The organism is Caulobacter sp. GW821-FHT05F04, from assembly GCF_059419665.1.
The window spans coordinates 36,444-51,800 of sequence record NZ_JBWKSF010000004.1; the positions used below are offsets into that span (position 1 = coordinate 36,444).

Annotated in this window: 14 protein-coding genes; 10 read left to right on the top strand and 4 right to left on the bottom strand. The window is 69.6% G+C overall.

Features of this window, described 5'->3' with window-relative positions; translation table 11 throughout:
• The first annotated feature begins 206 nt into the window (after positions 1 to 206).
• A complete protein-coding gene (locus AC07R7_RS11730; RefSeq protein ID WP_494635257.1) occupies positions 207 to 1,505 on the top strand; it encodes a lytic murein transglycosylase in 1,299 nt (432 codons plus the stop codon).
• Here the strand turns inward: AC07R7_RS11730 and AC07R7_RS11735 are convergent.
• Positions 1,495 to 2,340, bottom strand: coding sequence for an aldose 1-epimerase (locus tag AC07R7_RS11735; RefSeq protein ID WP_494635258.1), 846 nt, complete (start codon positions 2,338 to 2,340; stop codon positions 1,495 to 1,497). The genes AC07R7_RS11730 and AC07R7_RS11735 overlap by 11 nt on opposite strands.
• A gap of 71 nt (positions 2,341 to 2,411) precedes the next feature.
• On the opposite strand from AC07R7_RS11735, the gene AC07R7_RS11740 reads away from it, so the two are divergent.
• From AC07R7_RS11740 to AC07R7_RS11755, 4 genes are all read left to right on the top strand, one after another.
• Positions 2,412 to 3,620 carry a winged helix-turn-helix domain-containing protein gene (locus tag AC07R7_RS11740; protein WP_494635259.1) on the top strand — a complete coding sequence of 403 codons (1,209 nt, stop codon included), beginning with the start codon at positions 2,412 to 2,414 and terminating at the stop codon, positions 3,618 to 3,620.
• 78 nt (positions 3,621 to 3,698) lie between these two features.
• Positions 3,699 to 4,511 carry a response regulator transcription factor gene (locus AC07R7_RS11745; RefSeq protein WP_492836811.1) on the top strand — a complete coding sequence of 271 codons (813 nt, stop codon included), beginning with the start codon at positions 3,699 to 3,701 and terminating at the stop codon, positions 4,509 to 4,511.
• The gene (locus AC07R7_RS11750) at positions 4,478 to 5,854 is read left to right on the top strand and encodes a FecR domain-containing protein (RefSeq protein WP_492887223.1); all 1,377 of its coding nucleotides are present in this window, start codon (positions 4,478 to 4,480) and stop codon (positions 5,852 to 5,854) included. Before AC07R7_RS11745 ends, AC07R7_RS11750 begins: the two co-directional genes overlap by 34 nt.
• Positions 5,851 to 8,148 carry a CHASE2 domain-containing protein gene (locus tag AC07R7_RS11755; protein ID WP_494635260.1) on the top strand — a complete coding sequence of 766 codons (2,298 nt, stop codon included), beginning with the start codon at positions 5,851 to 5,853 and terminating at the stop codon, positions 8,146 to 8,148. The genes AC07R7_RS11750 and AC07R7_RS11755 overlap by 4 nt, the downstream gene beginning before the upstream one ends.
• A gap of 10 nt (positions 8,149 to 8,158) precedes the next feature.
• Here AC07R7_RS11755 and AC07R7_RS11760 read toward each other — a convergent pair whose 3' ends face one another.
• On the bottom strand, positions 8,159 to 8,650 hold the full coding sequence (locus AC07R7_RS11760; RefSeq protein ID WP_494635261.1) for a hypothetical protein: 492 nt from the start codon (positions 8,648 to 8,650) through the stop codon (positions 8,159 to 8,161).
• Positions 8,651 to 8,706: 56 nt separating this feature from the next.
• Positions 8,707 to 8,871, bottom strand: a complete 165-nt coding sequence (locus tag AC07R7_RS11765; RefSeq protein WP_492886943.1) for a hypothetical protein — start codon at positions 8,869 to 8,871, stop codon at positions 8,707 to 8,709.
• A 591-nt stretch (positions 8,872 to 9,462) separates the two neighbouring features.
• On the opposite strand from AC07R7_RS11765, the gene AC07R7_RS11770 reads away from it, so the two are divergent.
• From AC07R7_RS11770 to AC07R7_RS11790, 5 genes are all read left to right on the top strand, one after another.
• A complete protein-coding gene (locus tag AC07R7_RS11770) occupies positions 9,463 to 9,984 on the top strand; it encodes an RNA polymerase sigma factor (RefSeq protein ID WP_492886944.1) in 522 nt (173 codons plus the stop codon).
• An 85-nt stretch (positions 9,985 to 10,069) separates the two neighbouring features.
• Entirely contained in the window at positions 10,070 to 11,047 is a 978-nt protein-coding gene (locus AC07R7_RS11775) for a FecR family protein (protein ID WP_494635262.1), read from the top strand.
• Between the two features lie 165 nt (positions 11,048 to 11,212).
• On the top strand, positions 11,213 to 13,462 hold the full coding sequence (locus tag AC07R7_RS11780; protein WP_494635263.1) for a TonB-dependent receptor: 2,250 nt from the start codon (positions 11,213 to 11,215) through the stop codon (positions 13,460 to 13,462).
• Positions 13,463 to 13,599: 137 nt separating this feature from the next.
• Positions 13,600 to 14,439 carry a glycosyltransferase family 2 protein gene (locus tag AC07R7_RS11785; RefSeq protein WP_494635264.1) on the top strand — a complete coding sequence of 280 codons (840 nt, stop codon included), beginning with the start codon at positions 13,600 to 13,602 and terminating at the stop codon, positions 14,437 to 14,439.
• 14 nt (positions 14,440 to 14,453) lie between these two features.
• Positions 14,454 to 15,227, top strand: coding sequence for a polysaccharide deacetylase family protein (locus tag AC07R7_RS11790; protein ID WP_494635265.1), 774 nt, complete (start codon positions 14,454 to 14,456; stop codon positions 15,225 to 15,227).
• Here AC07R7_RS11790 and AC07R7_RS11795 read toward each other — a convergent pair.
• Positions 15,224 to 15,349, bottom strand: coding sequence for a hypothetical protein (locus tag AC07R7_RS11795; protein WP_099581400.1), 126 nt, complete (start codon positions 15,347 to 15,349; stop codon positions 15,224 to 15,226). The genes AC07R7_RS11790 and AC07R7_RS11795 overlap by 4 nt on opposite strands.
• Between the last annotated feature and the right edge of the window lie 8 nt (positions 15,350 to 15,357).

Sequence of the window (15,357 nt, forward strand, 5' to 3'; positions counted from 1 at the left end):
TACTTCGGCGGAGAGGTTCGGGCGCGCAGAATACGGCCAGAACTTCCGGGGTGTTTCGGAGGCGGTGCGTATAAGTGCGACGCGGACCGGAGTCAATGCGCTCGACGCCCTTTCGCCCAAATGCGCGTGGGGATTTCGCGGGAACTTCACCCGTCTGGCGCGCTTGTGATTGAAGGCTTTACTCGAACCCCGGTAGCTTCCCCCGCATGGCCATCGATCGTCGCGTCTTTCTCGTTCTCCTGCTCGCCGGTTGCGCGGACACGTCTCCACAAGGTCCGCTGACGGCGATCACCCCGCCGCAACCGGCGCCCAAGCCCCAGACTCCGGCCGCGCCGCAGCCGGTTCCGGCGACGCCCGTGCCCGCCGGCGAGCTGGCCTTCGACACCTGGCTGCGGGACTTCCGAGGCCGCGCCATCGCCCAGGGCCTGTCGCCCGCCCTGCTGGACCGCGAGCTGGCTGGCGTGACGCCCGATCCCAAGGTCATCAGCCTGGACAGCCGCCAGCCGGAGTTCTCCAAGCCGGTGGGCGACTACATCAAGGGCGTGATCAGCGACGACCGCGTGGCGGTGGGCCGCCGCAAGCGTGAAGAGCTGACCTACCTACCAACCATCGAGGCCCGCTACGGCGTGCCGCGTGACATCCTGCTGGCCGTCTGGGCCATGGAATCGGCGTTCGGCCAGCTGCAGGGCAATTTCGACGTCGTCCGCTCGATGGTCAGCCTGGCCGCTGACGGCCGCCGCCGCGCCTGGGCCGAGGGCGAGCTGATCGCCGCTCTGAAGATCATCGATTCGGGTGAGGTCACCCGCGCCCAGCTGCGCGGCTCGTGGGCCGGGGCGATGGGCCAGACCCAGTTCCTCCCCTCCAGCTACCGCTCGACCGCCGTCGACTTCGACGGCGACGGCCGCCGCGACATCTGGGGTTCGGACGCCGACAGCCTGGCCTCGGCCGCCAACCTGCTGGTCAAGGGCGGCTGGAAGCCCGGCGCGGGCTGGGCCAAGGAGGTGATCCTGCCGGCCGGCTTCGACTATTCGGTGACCGAAGTCGACAAGCAGATCCCGGCCTGGTGGGAAGCGCGGGGCGTGCGCCGCGCCGACGGCCTGCCCTGGACGGCGGCCGACGCCGCCTCGCCGGCCATGCTGCTCCTGCCGGCGGGCGCGGCGGGTCCGGCCTTCCTGGCCCTGCCGAACCATTTCGCGATCCGCACCTACAACAACTCGACGTCCTACGCCCTGGGCATCGGCCTGCTGGCCGACCGCTTCGGCGGCGGCGAGGCCCCGATCACGCCCTGGCCGGTCGAGACCCCGTTGTCGATGTCGGACCGCATGGCCGCCCAGATCGCCCTGGCCCGCGTCGGCTTCAATCCAGGTCCGGCCGACGGCGTCATCGGCGCCGGCACCCGCAAGGCCCTGCGCGCCTGGCAGCAGAGCCAGCAACTGCCGGCCGACGGCTACATGTCGAACGACATGGTGAGCAGGCTGAAAGCCCAGGCTGGGATTACGCCTTAGCCACTTCCATCCAGATCGACCGGCTCTCGCCGGGCTGAAGCGTCACCACGCCAGTCTCCCCTTCGCCGAACGGATTGGGGCGGCTGGCGCAGGGCTCGACGCAATAGTGATCCTCCCCCGGCGGGACGTAGACGTGCAGCCAGCGGCAATCGGCCGAAGCGGTGACGACCGTGTCCGGCTGGCCCGGCGCGCTCAGCACCGCTCGCTGGTCCCAGCCTGTGTAGCAATGGTCGATCAGCGCGTGGCCCTCGACCACGGCGCCAGTGGCCCAGTCTGGCCCCCAGACGCCCGGATGGCGCACCGTCGGCAGCACGTCGGCGTCGATCATCCAGACGCCGTCATTGGCCGCCGTCAGGACCTCGCCCTCGCGACGCGGGAAATAGGGGTGGAAACCCAGGCCGGCCGGCATCGCCGCGTCGCCGGTGTTGGTCACGGTCAGCTCGATGCGCAGCCCGCTCTCGGACAGCACGAGGCGCTGCTCGGCGCGATAGGCCCACGGCCAGGCGTCCGCCGCGTGTTCGTAGGAGAGCACCGCTTCGCCCCCCCGCGCCTTCTCCACCGTCCAGGCGTTGCGCCAGCCCTGTCCGTGCAGGGTATGCGGATGGCCGGCCAGGTTCGGCGGCAGCACGACCTCGCGGCCTTCGAACGCGAAGCGGCCGTTCGGGATGCGGTTGCAGAACGGGACCAGCGGAAAGCACGCCGAGGCCAGGGCGTCGGTCGCGCCGGCCGCCATCGGCCGCAGCACGTGGCGGTCGCCGATCGTGAAGCTGGCGATCGCACCGCCGACCTCTGGCGCGAGCACCAGGCGGGCCGGGCCCCATTCGATCACGGTCATGATGGCTGCTCCCTAGATGTTAGCGGTCTCACTGCCTTGCGCCCGGTCCCGACGCAAGTTCAACTAGAGCCATGGTCGAGACCCTCTCCGCGAAGGACGCGCGACGCATCGCGCTGGCGGCGCAGGGCTTCGCGCGGCCCCGTCCCGCCAATCCAGACAGGCGCCGCCTGCTCTCGACGATCGAGAGCCTGGGCGTCGTGCAGATCGACTCGGTCAATGTCGTCTCGCGCTCGCACTATCTGCCGCTGTTCTCGCGCCTGGGGGCCTACGACCGGTCGCTGCTGGAGGCGATGGCCTGGGGCAAAAAGCCGGACCTCGCCGAATACTGGGCGCACGAGGCCTCGCTGACGCCGCTCTCGACCCATCCCCTGCTACGCTGGCGGATGCAGGACGCCCTTGACGGCGTCGGGGTCTGGAAAAATGTCTCGGGCTTCCTGCGCAGCCACGCGGACTTCATCGACAAGGCCCTGGCCGCCGTCGCCGAGCGCGGCCCGCTGGCGGCCTCCGAACTGGAGCTGGGCGCCAAGGGCGAAGGCGGCTGGTGGGGCTGGAGCGAGGGCAAGCGGGCCATGGAATGCCTGTTCTGGACCGGCCGCCTGACCACCGCCACCCGTCGCAACAGCTTCGAGCGCGTCTATGGCCTGCCCGAGAAGGTGCTGCCCAGCGCGATCGTCGAGACCCCCACGCCCGACCGCGCCGAGGCTTGCCGCGAACTGCTGAAGATTTCGGCCCGCGCCATGGGCGTGGCCACCGAGCGGGACCTGCGCGACTACTTCCGGCTGGGCGTGACCGACGCTCGCGACGGCGTGGCCGCGCTGGTCGGCGACGGGACCCTGACCCCGGTCGCCGTGAAGGGCTGGGAGCAGCCCGCCTATCTGTGGCCGCGGGCGCGGCGGCCACGCGCGGTGAAGACCGCCGCCCTGCTCTCGCCGTTCGACAACCTGATCTGGTTCCGCGAGCGCACCGAGCGGATGTTCGGCGTCCGCGTGCGGCTGGAGATCTACACCCCCGCCCACAAGCGCACCCACGGCTACTACGTCCTGCCGTTCCTGCAGGACGAGGCGATCACCGCGCGTGTCGACCTGAAGGCCGATCGCAAGGCCGGCAAGCTGCTGGTCCTGGCCGCCCACGCCGAGCCTGACGCCGATGACGCGACCGCCGACCGGCTCGCCGGGGAACTGGCGCTGATGGCGTCCTGGCTGGGACTTTCCGGCGTCGAGGTTCGCCCCACGGGCGATCTCGCCCCCAAGTTGGGTTCGATCATCCGGGTCGCCGCATGAATGCTCGCTCGACCCGAGTGTAAAGCATTGTAAAAATGCCGCCTGAAGGCGAGCAACCGGGGGCGGGGCGCGATAACAATGAATAGCTGGTCGCCTGCTCGTCACCCCACCGACATCGGGCGTCCCGCGGCGCGTTCCGCTCCCCCGCGGGACGCGCCACTTCCCAGTATAAGTGAGCGCATGAAAGTCGCCCTGCTCGACGACGACCAAAGCCATAATGCGCTTGTCGCTTCGGTTCTGGATCCTGCAGGCTTTGTCTGCACCAGCTTCACGACGCCCTCGCGCCTTTTGGCTGAGCTGCGCAAGCAGACGTTCGACCTGATCATTCTCGACTGGAACATGCCGGAGCTGTCCGGTGTCGAGACCCTGCGCCTGCTGCGCGAGGATCCGACCACCGCCCCGCCGGTGCTGCTGCTGACCAGCCGCTCGGTCGAGGCGGACCTCGTGGAAGGCCTGAACGCCGGCGCCGACGACTACATCGTCAAGCCGCTGCAGCCCCAGGTGCTGCTGGCCCGCGTCAACGCCGTGGCCCGCCGCATCCACCGGCCGCCGGTCTCGCCCCAGGTCGAGCAACATGGTCCCTATCGCCTGGACCCGGGCGCCCAGACGGCCAGTTGGGCCGGCCATGTCGAGGCCCTGACGCCCAAGGAATTCCAGCTGGCGTCCCTGCTCTTCAACAACCTGTCCCGCCCCCTGTCGCGCGAGTACCTGCTTCGGCGCATCTGGGGCCAGCGGCCGGATCTGGAGACCCGCACCCTGGACGCGCACGTCTCGCGCCTGCGCGCCAAGCTGCACCTGCGGCCCACCAACGGTTTCCGACTCAGCACGGTCTACGGTTTCGGTTATCGTCTCGAGGCCTGCGATCCCGAGACGGCGGGCGGGGGAGAGTAGACATGATCAGGGCTGCCGGAGCGGGCCTCCTTTTTCTGGCGGGGCTGACGCTCGCGAGCGCGGCCAACGCCCAGACCGCCGCGCCGGAGCCGCCGGTGGCCTATGTGGTCAAGCCGGGCGACACGCTGATCGGTCTCGCCAGCCGCTACATGAACCGGCCTGGCGACTACCGGGCGGTGCAAAAGGCCAATCGCGTGGCCCAGCCCACACGCCTGCGACCGGGCTCGCAGCTGAACATCGACCCGAACCTTTTGAAGTCGACGCCGATCGCCGCCAGCCTGTCGGCGTTCACCGGCCCCGTCACCGTCGAGACCAACGGCCAGCGCACGCCGGCGCGGGTCGGCATGCCGCTGTCCGAGGGCCAGGTGATCAGCACCGGCCCCGGCGCTTTCGCCACCTTCGAGCTGGAAGACGCCTCGCGCGTCACCCTGCCGTCGAACACCCGCGTGCGGATCTCCAAGCTGCGTCAGGTGATGATCAACAATGCGCCCCAGCGGGTGTTCCAGCTGGACCAGGGCAAGAGCACGATCTCGGCGACGCCGACCCATACGCCGGGCGCCCGGTTCGAGGTGCGCACCCCTGTCTCGGTCTCGGCCGTGCGCGGCACCGAATTCCGGGTCGGCGCCAGCGGTGACGGAGCCCAGACGGAAGTGCTGAAAGGCGCGGTCGGGGTCGACGCCGGCCAGGTGGCGACCGGCGGACCGCCGGTGGCGGCGGGCTTCGGCGTCAGCGCCTCGGCCAGCGGCGTCGGCGCGCCCGTCGAACTGCTGCCCGGACCGAAGATGGGTCCCGGCGGCCAGACCCAGAACGAGGCGATCGTCCGCTTCACCGTCGAGCCCGTCCAGGGCGCGGCCGCCTATCGCCTGCTGCTGGCCCGCGACGCCGGCTTCATGGACGTCTTCGCCGAGGCCAGGACCCAGACCACGACCCGCGAGCGCCCGACCGCCGACTTCAGCCAGCTGGAGAACGGCACCTATTTCGTCCGCCTGACCGCGATCGACCCGGGCGGCCTGGAAGGCTTCCCGTCCGACTACAGCTTCGACCGCGACCTCAACACGCTGGACGCCGGCGCGCCGTCCGACAGCCGCGAGGGCAAGCATCGCAAATTCCTGTTCCGCTGGAGCGCGGCTGGCGACGGGGTGCGCAACTATCGCTTCCAGCTGTTTTCCGACGCCGAGGCCAAGGTCGCCATCGTCGACCAGCCCGGCCTGACCGAACCCCAGCTGACCCTGACCGACCTGCCGCCCGGGAGCTATTCCTGGCGCGTGGCCGCCGTGCGCTTCAAGGATGGCGCGGTGACCGAGAAGGTAGGGACGCTGCAGCAGCTGCAGATCGGGAAGTGACGAACGCCGGGCCCCGCGCGCCGCGCCCGAGCGGGCGGCTGCTGTCCTGGCTGCTGCTGGCCATCGTCTCCAGCCTGCTCATGGTGGTCTTCGCCGTCCTGCCGCCCAAGCGGCTGGACAACGTGCTCTACGACATCCTGGCCCGCGCCAACGGCCGGCCGGCCGATCCCTCGATCCTGATCATCGACATCGACGACCGCAGCCTGGCCCAGCTGGGCGCCTGGCCGTGGTCGCGCGAGACCCACGCCAGGATGGTCGACCGCCTGACCGAGGCCGGCGCGCGGACCATCGTCTACGATGTCCTGTTCAGCGAGGCCGGCGACCCGGCTCAGGACCAGGCGCTGGGCGAGGCCATCAAGCGTTCAGGTCGGGTCTACCTGCCGCAGTTTCTGGCGGACGCGGGCGCGGGCGCCCCGCCGCGAGTCGTGGGCTCGGTGCCCGCCATCGCCCAAGGCGCGGCTGGCGTCGGCCTGGCCCATGTCCGCTTCGACGACGACGGCGTCGTGCGCCGCATGGCCCCGTTCGAAATCAGCGGCGTCAGCCTCAGTCCCGATCTCGTCACCGTTGTCCACCGCGCCACCCGTCCGGTCGGGGCGCGCGACGTCACCCGCGGCTTCGACCAGACCCTGCTGATCCCGTTCGCCGGCCCGCCGTCGATCTATCGCCACGTCAGCTTTTCCAGCGTGCTGGACGGCGAGGCGCCGCCGTCGCTGATCGCCGGCCGCACCGTGTTCGTGGGCCTGACCGCCCCGGGCCTGGGTCCCGCCTTCCCGACGCCGGTGACGCCCGACGCCGCCAGCATGACCGGCGTGCAGTTGCAGGCCAGCATCCTGGACGGCCTGCGCAGCGGCCTGATGGTCAAGCCCGCCGGCCCGTGGAGCCGCGCGGCCTTCACACTCACCCTGCTGTGGCTGCTGATGGTCGGGTTCCTGATCCTGCCGCCGCGCGCCAACCTGATGCTGACGATCGGCCTCTGCCTGGTTGGTGTGGCCTATTCGGCGGCGATGTTCTGGCTGGGCCAGGTCTGGCTGTCGCCGATCGCCACCGTGCTGGGCCTGCAGATTATCGCCCTGGTCTGGGGCTGGGGACAGCTGGGCCGGGTCAACGACCTGTTGAGCCGCGAACTCGCGCGGGTGCGTGGCATCGTACGCGGACGCGGAACCGCTCCGGCCGACTTCGAAAGCGACGTCGTGGCGCGCCAGGCCTCGAACCTGGGCGAGGCCATCACCCGCATGGACGACCTGCGCCGCTTCTCGGCCGACGCCCTGTTCAGCCTGCCCGACGCCACCCTGGTCGCCGACGCCCACGGCCGGGTGATCGCCGCCAACGCCGCCGCCCAGGCCCTGTTCAAGCCCAGTCAGATTCAGCTGACGGGCTCGTCCCTGGCCGATCTGATCAACGCTCTGGAACCGCTGGGCCATCGCTTCGAGCTGGACTGGCCCCCCACTCCCCCCTCTTTGGCCAACGAGCGGCACGAGCCGATCGACCTGCATCTGCCCGACGGCCGCGCCTTCCAGCTGCAGACCGTGTTCCGCAGGGACGAGGCCGGCGCGCCGGCCGGCTGGATCGTCCGCCTGGCCGATATCTCGATCCTCACGGCCGCCATGCGCCAACGCGAGCAGGCCCTGCAACTGCTGACCCACGACATGCGCTCGCCGCAGACCTCGATCCTGGCCCTGCTGGCCACGACGCCGGACGTCCCGCCCGAGCTGTCCGACCGCATCGCCGCCTACGCCAAGCGAACCCTGGCCCTGGCCGATGGCTTCGTACAACTGGCGCGGGCGGAGGTGACGCCGGTCCATCTGGAGCCAGTCGACCTGGCCGACATCGCCGTCGAGGCCATCGACGAGGTCTGGCCGCAGTCGGTGCAGCGCAAGATCCGTATCGAGCAGGTCGGCGACGACGCGCCGCTGACCGTGCTGGGCGACCGGGGCGTCCTGGCCCGCACCCTGGTCAACCTGCTGGGAAATGCCGTGAAGTACAGCCCGGAGGGCTCGACCATCACCGTCAGCCTCTCGGAGCAACCTTCGGCCAGCGGCCCGACCGCCAATGTCTCCATCGCCGACCAGGGGCCGGGCTTCTCGCGCGAGGAGGCGGCCACCGCTTTTAGGCCCTTTCAGCGGTTCGAGCGGCCGGGTCACGACTTCGCGGTCAATGGCGCGGGCCTGGGCCTGGCCTTCGTGCAGGCCGCCGTCGCCCGCCACGGCGGCGAGGTTTCGTGCCGCAGCGCGCCTGGCGTCGGGGCGGAGTTCACCGTCCGCCTGCCGCGCCACACCGTCGGGCTGGCTAACTAGCTCCTGGCGTCTAGCCCTTGGTGGAAGGCCGCAGGGCCGCGACCAGCAGGTCGGCCACGGCCGCCGGCTCGCCTTTGCGCGCCCGGATGGAGGACCAGGCGACCGTCTTGCCCGTACCGGCCTCGACCACCGCCAGGGTGACGGTGCGGGCCGGTCCCTTGCCCTGCCAGGGTCGCCACCAGGGACGGCGCTCGGCCGGACTGCGCCAGGCCTTGTCGTCCAGGGTCCCGGCGGCGCTGGAAACCCCGACGCTCAAAGGCGCCACGGCCACGCCGACCTGCACGAGATAGGCCGGCTTGCCGCCATCGCTTCCGCCCAGCGCGTCGATCGCCCGCGCCTGGACCGCCTTGGCGAAGGCCGCGTCGGCGCCGTCGGCCGAGCTGGAATAGGGGGCCAGACCCTTCAACCCGGTGACGTCCCCCTGCCCCACGGCGCGAGGCGAGGCGCAGGCGGCAAGCAGCGTCAGACAGGCTCCGGCCAGCAAAAAGCCGCGTGCGCGCATGGTCGTTCGCCCCAGGTGGTCCAACTAAAAGATGATAGCGCCGTGCGCGCCGAAGGTCACGCGAGCCAGGCGCTCAGCGCGCACCAGGCCAGGATGATCATCGCCCAGCTCAGCACCGCCAGGCCCACGGCCACCAAGAACCGGCCGGGGCGAAGGCGACGCGGTCGGGACCGGTGGCCAACGGTCTCGACCGTCGGCGCCATCATGCTGGACCGTTCCATGTTCCGCGCTCCCCAGTCGCGTTTTTCAACTTAAATGGCAAGAGCTCGACGCCGGCCAGGGACCGCGTCTCTGATTTTACAATGGATTACATTGCCGACGTCGGCCGCAGGCGGACGATCGCCTTGAAGCGACGCAAAAACTGATCGTTCCATTCAAGTTTTCTTCGAGCCGAAGGCGCAAGGTGACGGGGTCTCGCAAGGACGAGGCCCGCCCCTCCCCCAAGCAGGGCCTGACATCGCCGCCCTTCTCCCCCCGTTCAGCGGAGGAGGGCGGTCCCCACTTCACGCGGAGATTTCGATGCGCGCTAAGACGGCGCCGCCTCGCGACGCCCGCGCCGCGACATTTCGCCACATAAGTCCAGGCATCGCCACCGTTCGTCGAGGACGGCGCCATTCAGGCGGCGAGGCTTAAGCATGAAAAGCCGCCGTTATTTGAACTTTCGCGGGTTTTTGGACCATCGACAGCCTCGCGCCCGCTCCGAGTCTGACTTGAGGATCGGTCGCAACAAACGATCGTCTTTCCGCCAAAAAGATGGATAGTGCTGCGCCGTGACGGGGCGGTTTTTGGCGGACGTGGGTGATCTTTTGGGCGTGACGAGCTCGGACAAGGCCACGCTGCTGGGCCTGTACGAGGAAAAGCGCGCCAATCTGGTGCGTTTCTTCTCCGCGCGCCTGGGCTCCCGCGCCGAGGCCGAGGACCTGGTCCAGGACCTCTACATCCGCATCAGCGGCATGGAGTCGATCGGCCCGGTCGACAATCCGTCGGCCCTGCTGCACCGGATCGGCTCGAACCTGATGCTGGACCGCCTGCGCAGCCAGAAGCGGTCGGGGACGCGCGACAGCGACTGGCGCCACGTCAACACCACCGTCGTCGCCGGCCACGAGGTCGCCGACGAGCCCGCCGCCGACGAGGTGGTCGCCGGCCGCCAGCGGCTGAAGGCCTTGGTCGAGGCTGTCGAGGATCTGCCTGAAAAGACCCGTCAAGCTTTCCAGTTGCATAAGCTGGAGGGTCACAGTCACATGGAAACCGCCCGGCGCATGGGCATCAGCGTCAGTACGGTGGAAAAGCACATTAGCGCCGCCCTAAAGACCCTGACGAGGCGGCTCCGGTGATTTATGCAAGTCCGCATGGGGGACGGGTCTCGTCGGCGCCGTCAGTTTTTAAGGGGATGATGGATCCTCGTCGGAGCACCACCGGATGAGCCGGTCAGCGCAACACCTGCAAGAGGCGGCTGATTGGCTGACCCGATTGCAGCGGCCGGAGGTCGAAGAGACCGACTGGCTGGCGTTTGACGCCTGGCTCGACGAGCCCGGTGCGCGGGAGGCGTATGACGCCATCCAGGCCGTCGACGAGGAGATCTTCCAGCGAGGCGCGGCCGTCCGGGGGGAATTGGCCGAGCCGAAGCGCGCCGCGGCGAAGCGTGTGTTCTCGATCGACTGGCGTTGGCTGGGTGGTCTGGGCGCCGCAGGCGCCGCGGCGGCCGTCGCCCTGGTCGTCGCGCCATGGAGCGAGCTCCTGCCCGCTTCCGACACGCTCTACACCACGGCCAAGGGCGAGAACCGCGCCATCGCGCTGGCCGACGGCAGCCACATCGACCTGAACACCGACTCGCATCTGTCCGTGCGCCTCGAGAAGGACGCCCGCCGCGTCACCGTCCATGACGGCCAGGCCCTGTTCGACGTGGCGCACGACGCCGCTCGCCCGTTTCTGATCACCGCCGGCGACGAGACCGTGCGCGTGGTCGGCACCAAGTTCGACGTCCGCCGCCGCGACGGCCTGCTCACGGTCACCGTGCTGCGCGGCCTGGTGGAAGTCTCGACCGATGGTGACGACACCCCCGTGCGGCTGCGCCCGGGCCAGATGCTGGAACATGTCGAGGGCGCTGCCGACGTCAGCGTGCGCGGCGTCGCGGCCGAGGACCAGGTGGGCTGGCGCTCGGGCCGGCTGATCTATCGCAACGAGCCGCTGACGCGGATCGTCGGCGACATGAACCACTATTTCGACCGGCCGCTTCGCCTTGAAGGTGAAAACACCGCCAACCTTCGGTTCTCCGGCGTATTGATCGTGGATGGTCAGGATGCGATGGTCCGTCGCCTGACCAGCCTCATGCCGATTTCGGCGACGCCGAGCGATGATTCGATTGTCCTGCGCGGAAGGCCGTCCGCTCCCAACTGACGTTCTTGACCGGGTCCGACCCTGAATCGGGCTTCGCTCCTGCTCGCCGCCAGTCTTCTGGGTCTGGGCGCCAGCGCGCATGCAGCCGCCGCGGCGGAATCGCGCGTCCGCCTAGACATCCGCAAGGCCACCGCCGCCGAAACCCTGATCGAGCTGGGCGTCCGCATGGGTACGACCATCGGAGGCGTCGAAGCCTGCAAGGGTCCAGGCGTCCCGCTGATCGGAACCTTCAGCCTGCGCGAGGCCCTGGATCGCGTCAGCCTGGGCAAGGGCTGCGCTTACAGCTTCGTCGACGCCCGCACGGTTCGCTTCTGGGTCGCTCGCCCGCCGGCGCCGCGCCCCGTGGTCGCCGGCCGGCCGGCCGTCGTCGCGCCAGAGCCGATCGCGCCCCTGACCCCGCTGGTCATCAACGCCGGCAAGCGCTCGCCGCGCCTCGGAGCCCTGGCCGGCGGCGTCAGCGTCATCGGCTCGCCGCAGCTGCAGGACACCGGGGTCGGCGAAACCGGCTCGGTGGCCCGCCAGACGGCTGGCTTCATGACCACCAACCTGGGCGCGGCGCGCAACAAGATCCTGCTGCGCGGCCTGTCGGACGGCACTTTCACGGGCCGCACCCAGTCGACGGTCGGCACCTATCTCGACGACATCCCCGTCAACTACAACGCCCCCGACCCGGACCTGCGGCTGATCGATGTCGATCGGGTCGAGGTGATGCGCGGTCCGCAGGGGGCGCTCTACGGCGGCGGCTCGCTGTCGGGCATCTATCGTATCGTCACCCGCCAGCCGGAGCTGGGACGCTATTCAGCCTCGGTCGGCTCGACCATCGCCACCACCGAATCCGGCTCGAACAGCTATCGCGCCGAGGGCGTGATCAACGCGCCGATCGGCCAGGTCTCGGCCTTGCGCGCGGCGATCTACTACGACGTCGACGGCGGCTATCTCGACGACGTCAACCTGCGCCTGTCCAACGTCGACAAGACCACGCGCCGCGGCGGCCGCGTGGCTTGGCGCGGGAACCTGGGCGAATGGCAGATCAAGCTGAGCTCGGCCCTGCAGAGCGTCTCGTCCAAGGACACCCAGTACGTCACCCTGGCCCCCGGCGGCCCGCGCCGCGCCAATCAGATGCGCGAGATTCACCGCAACCGCCTGTCCCAGACCTCCGTCAAGATCAGCGGCTCGGGCGACTGGGGCCAGTTCGAGTCGGTGACCGGCTACGTCACCCACCGCTACGCCAGCCGCTACGACGCCACCGTCTCGCTCAAGCAGTTCTCGAAGGAGGCGCTTGAGCTCGGCTTCTATGACGAAGCCGCGCGCGTGCGCATGGCGGTGGAGGACATGATCTACACCGCGCCCGCCCTGGGCCGGCTGCGCTGGATGATCGGCGGCTTCCTGGCCACCAGTATCGAGGACGGCGACGCCAATCTGCGCGCCCGCGCGGGCAATGTAACCCGCAGCTTCTACGACGAAAACCGCAAGGACCGGCTGAACGAGTACGCCCTCTATGGCGAGGCGACCTACGACCTGGGCGGCGACTGGAAGGTCGCGCTGGGCGGGCGGGCGTTCAAGACCACGGTCCACACCCGCTCCTACGTCCTGGCGCCGTCGCCAGGCCAGTCGCGCGACCTCGACCGCAAGGCCTCGTTCAACGGCTTCTCGCCGAAGATCTCGATCCAGCGCGACCTGGCGCGCGGCGGCATGATCTACGCCCTGAGCTCGGAGGGCTATCGCGCCGGCGGCTTCAACTCAGGGGGCCTGACAACGCCGTCCGAGGCAAGGCGAGTGTTCCATCCCGACCATCTGCGCAACTACGAGGTCGGCGCGACGCTGAGTCCGTTCGACGGCCGGGTGAATCTGCGGGCGGCGCTGTTCTATGATGACTGGCGCGATATCCAGACCGACCAGTATTTCGCGTCAGGCCTGTCCTACACCGCCAATATCGGCGACGGTCGCAACCGTGGCCTGGAGATCGAGGCGGGCTGGAAGGCGACGCCGCGCCTGACCCTGAAGGCCAACGCTCTGTTCAACGAGCCGAAGCTGACCCGTATCGCGCCCGGCTATGGCATCACCAACACCGCCAGCCTGCCCGGCGTGCCGGACGTCTCGTTCGGCAGCCTGGCGACCTATCAGCGCCCCATCGCCGGCGCCACACTGATGCTGACGGCCGAGACCGGCTATATCGGCGAGTCTCGCCTGACCTTCGACCCGCGCTTCTCGCCGACCATGGGCGGCTACTACACCGGCAAGCTGTCGGCCCAAGTGATGACCGACCGCTGGCGCGCGGCCGTGTTCGTCAGCAATCCCTGGAACAGCTCCAGCGACACCTTCGCCTACGGCAACCCGTTCAGCTTCGGCCAGGTCCGCCAGGTGACGCCGCAACGTCCGAGGACGTGGAGCCTGGCCCTGTCGGCCAACTTCTAGTCATCCCGGCGCCCCAGGCCGCGCCGGTAGTTTGTTGCAAAGCTTACATATTTGTCATCCCCGGGGGGAGGTCGCGCACGGCGGCGTCTTACTATCAAAGCGACCGCGGGGCGTGGTCGTTCGGTCGAGGACATGTGATGGCCAAGCTTTCGGCCCTGCTCTGCGTGCACAACGAAGAACAACGCCTTCCGGCGTGCCTGGCGGCCCTGTCGTTCTGCGACGAGATCGTCGTGGTCGCCGACCGTTGCAGCGATGGCTCCGAAGCCATCGCCCGCCACTACGGCGCCAAGGTCGTTTCGGGCATCTTCCCGATCGAAGGCCCGCGCAAGCACGCCGGCATCGCCCGCTGCACCGGCGACTGGGTCCTTGAACTGGACGCCGATGAAGGCGTCACCCCGGCCTTCGCCAAGGAGATCCGCCAGACCATCGAGCGTGACGACGCCGCCGACTGGTACCAGATCCCGATCGACAACTATGTCGGTCAACAACTGGTCCGCCACGGCTGGGGCGGGTCCTTCGGCACCGCCTCGGCGGCCCGCCTGTTCCGTCGCGGCGTCAAGTCGTGGAAGGCCGAGCGCGTCCATCCGGGCGCCAAGCTCGAGGGAGCCTACGGCGGCCGTCTGACCCACCCCCTGCAGCACATGGTCGACGAGGACATCGCCGACATGTTCGCGCGCCTGGGCCGCTACACCGCCCTGAAAGCCCAGGACCTGGCCGACAGCGGCAAGATCACGGGCCTCGGCGACGACGCCTTCCGCGGCGTGCGCCGGTTCTTCAAGTGCTACGTCTCGCGCAAGGGCTACAAGGAAGGCGACCTGGGCTTCCTGATCTCGCTGATGGCCGGCCTGTACCCGATCCTGTCGAACCTGCGGGCGCGCGAGATCCTGCGCGCCCGCGCCCAGGCGACCGAGGCCGGGCGTCCGGTGATCGCCCCCGCCCCGCTGCCGCTGCGCCGCGCCGAGGCCAGCGGCCAGTAACGCTCAGCGCCAGTATGTCCCGACCGCCGCTCGCCTTCCGTCTGGTCCTGGGGCCCGAGCTCGCGCTCTGGACCAAGGCCGGCCATGCGCCGGTCCTGTGGTGGCGCGATGACGACGCCCGCGTGGCGACCGACGGGCTGGAGCGGCTGCTGGCCCTGTCGCGCCGTCACGCCGCCCCGCTGACCCTGGCGGCCATCGCCGGGCCCAGCCTGTCGCTGCTGGTGCGCCGCCTCGAGACCGAGCCGCACGTCGAGCTCGCCGTCCACGGCTTCAAGCACGTCAACCGCCAGCCGGAAGGCCAGGGCTTCGGCGAGATCATCGACAGCGACGACGTCGACTGGCTGCGGGCCCAGTTGCGCGCCACCGTCGCGCTCTTCCATCGCGCGGGGGTGACGCCGACGCTGTTCGTGCCGCCATGGAACAATATCAGGCCTCGGCTTCTGGAGGCCTTGCCCGACTCGTCGATCACGGTGGTGTCTGGCTTCGACCAGACCAGCGGCGTGCGCGACGGCGTCACGCGCCTCGACGCCCACCTGGACGTGCTGCGCTGGAAGGGCGGCGGCCGGTTCCGCGGAACCTGGCGCTTCCTGTCACGGATGCGACGGCTGATGAGCCAGCGGCGCAAGACGGGTCAATGGAACGAGCCGATCGGCCTGCTGACCCACCACCTGGATCATGACAAGGCGACCTGGCTGTTCCTGGAGCGCTTCCTGGCAACGTTCCCCGTCACGGCGCGCCGTCAGCTGACGGGCGAAGCCGCCGTCCAGTCCGAAGCGCTCAGCGCTTAAGCCAGCTCGGGGCGGTCGCGCAGGCACTCGCCGATGGCGCGGGCGCAGCCCGGGATGCCGAGGGCCCCCACGAAGGACATGGCCACGGCGCAGACCAGCATGATCGGTTGGAAGATGCGCATCTGGGAAT

Excerpts from the sequence above, each read along its gene's own strand:
- AC07R7_RS11730 (WP_494635257.1), top strand. The coding sequence starts at position 207 with ATGGCCATCGATCGTCGCGTCTTTCTCGTTCTCCTGCTCGCCGGTTGC.
- AC07R7_RS11735 (WP_494635258.1), bottom strand. The coding sequence starts at position 2,340 with ATGACCGTGATCGAATGGGGCCCGGCCCGCCTGGTGCTCGCGCCAGAG.
- AC07R7_RS11740 (WP_494635259.1), top strand. The coding sequence starts at position 2,412 with ATGGTCGAGACCCTCTCCGCGAAGGACGCGCGACGCATCGCGCTGGCG.
- AC07R7_RS11745 (WP_492836811.1), top strand. The coding sequence starts at position 3,699 with ATGAATAGCTGGTCGCCTGCTCGTCACCCCACCGACATCGGGCGTCCC.
- AC07R7_RS11760 (WP_494635261.1), bottom strand. The coding sequence starts at position 8,650 with ATGCGCGCACGCGGCTTTTTGCTGGCCGGAGCCTGTCTGACGCTGCTT.
- AC07R7_RS11765 (WP_492886943.1), bottom strand. The coding sequence starts at position 8,871 with ATGGAACGGTCCAGCATGATGGCGCCGACGGTCGAGACCGTTGGCCAC.
- AC07R7_RS11775 (WP_494635262.1), top strand. The coding sequence starts at position 10,070 with ATGAGCCGGTCAGCGCAACACCTGCAAGAGGCGGCTGATTGGCTGACC.
- AC07R7_RS11780 (WP_494635263.1), top strand. The coding sequence starts at position 11,213 with ATGGGTACGACCATCGGAGGCGTCGAAGCCTGCAAGGGTCCAGGCGTC.
- AC07R7_RS11785 (WP_494635264.1), top strand. The coding sequence starts at position 13,600 with ATGGCCAAGCTTTCGGCCCTGCTCTGCGTGCACAACGAAGAACAACGC.
- AC07R7_RS11790 (WP_494635265.1), top strand. The coding sequence starts at position 14,454 with ATGTCCCGACCGCCGCTCGCCTTCCGTCTGGTCCTGGGGCCCGAGCTC.
- AC07R7_RS11795 (WP_099581400.1), bottom strand. The coding sequence starts at position 15,349 with ATGCGCATCTTCCAACCGATCATGCTGGTCTGCGCCGTGGCCATGTCC.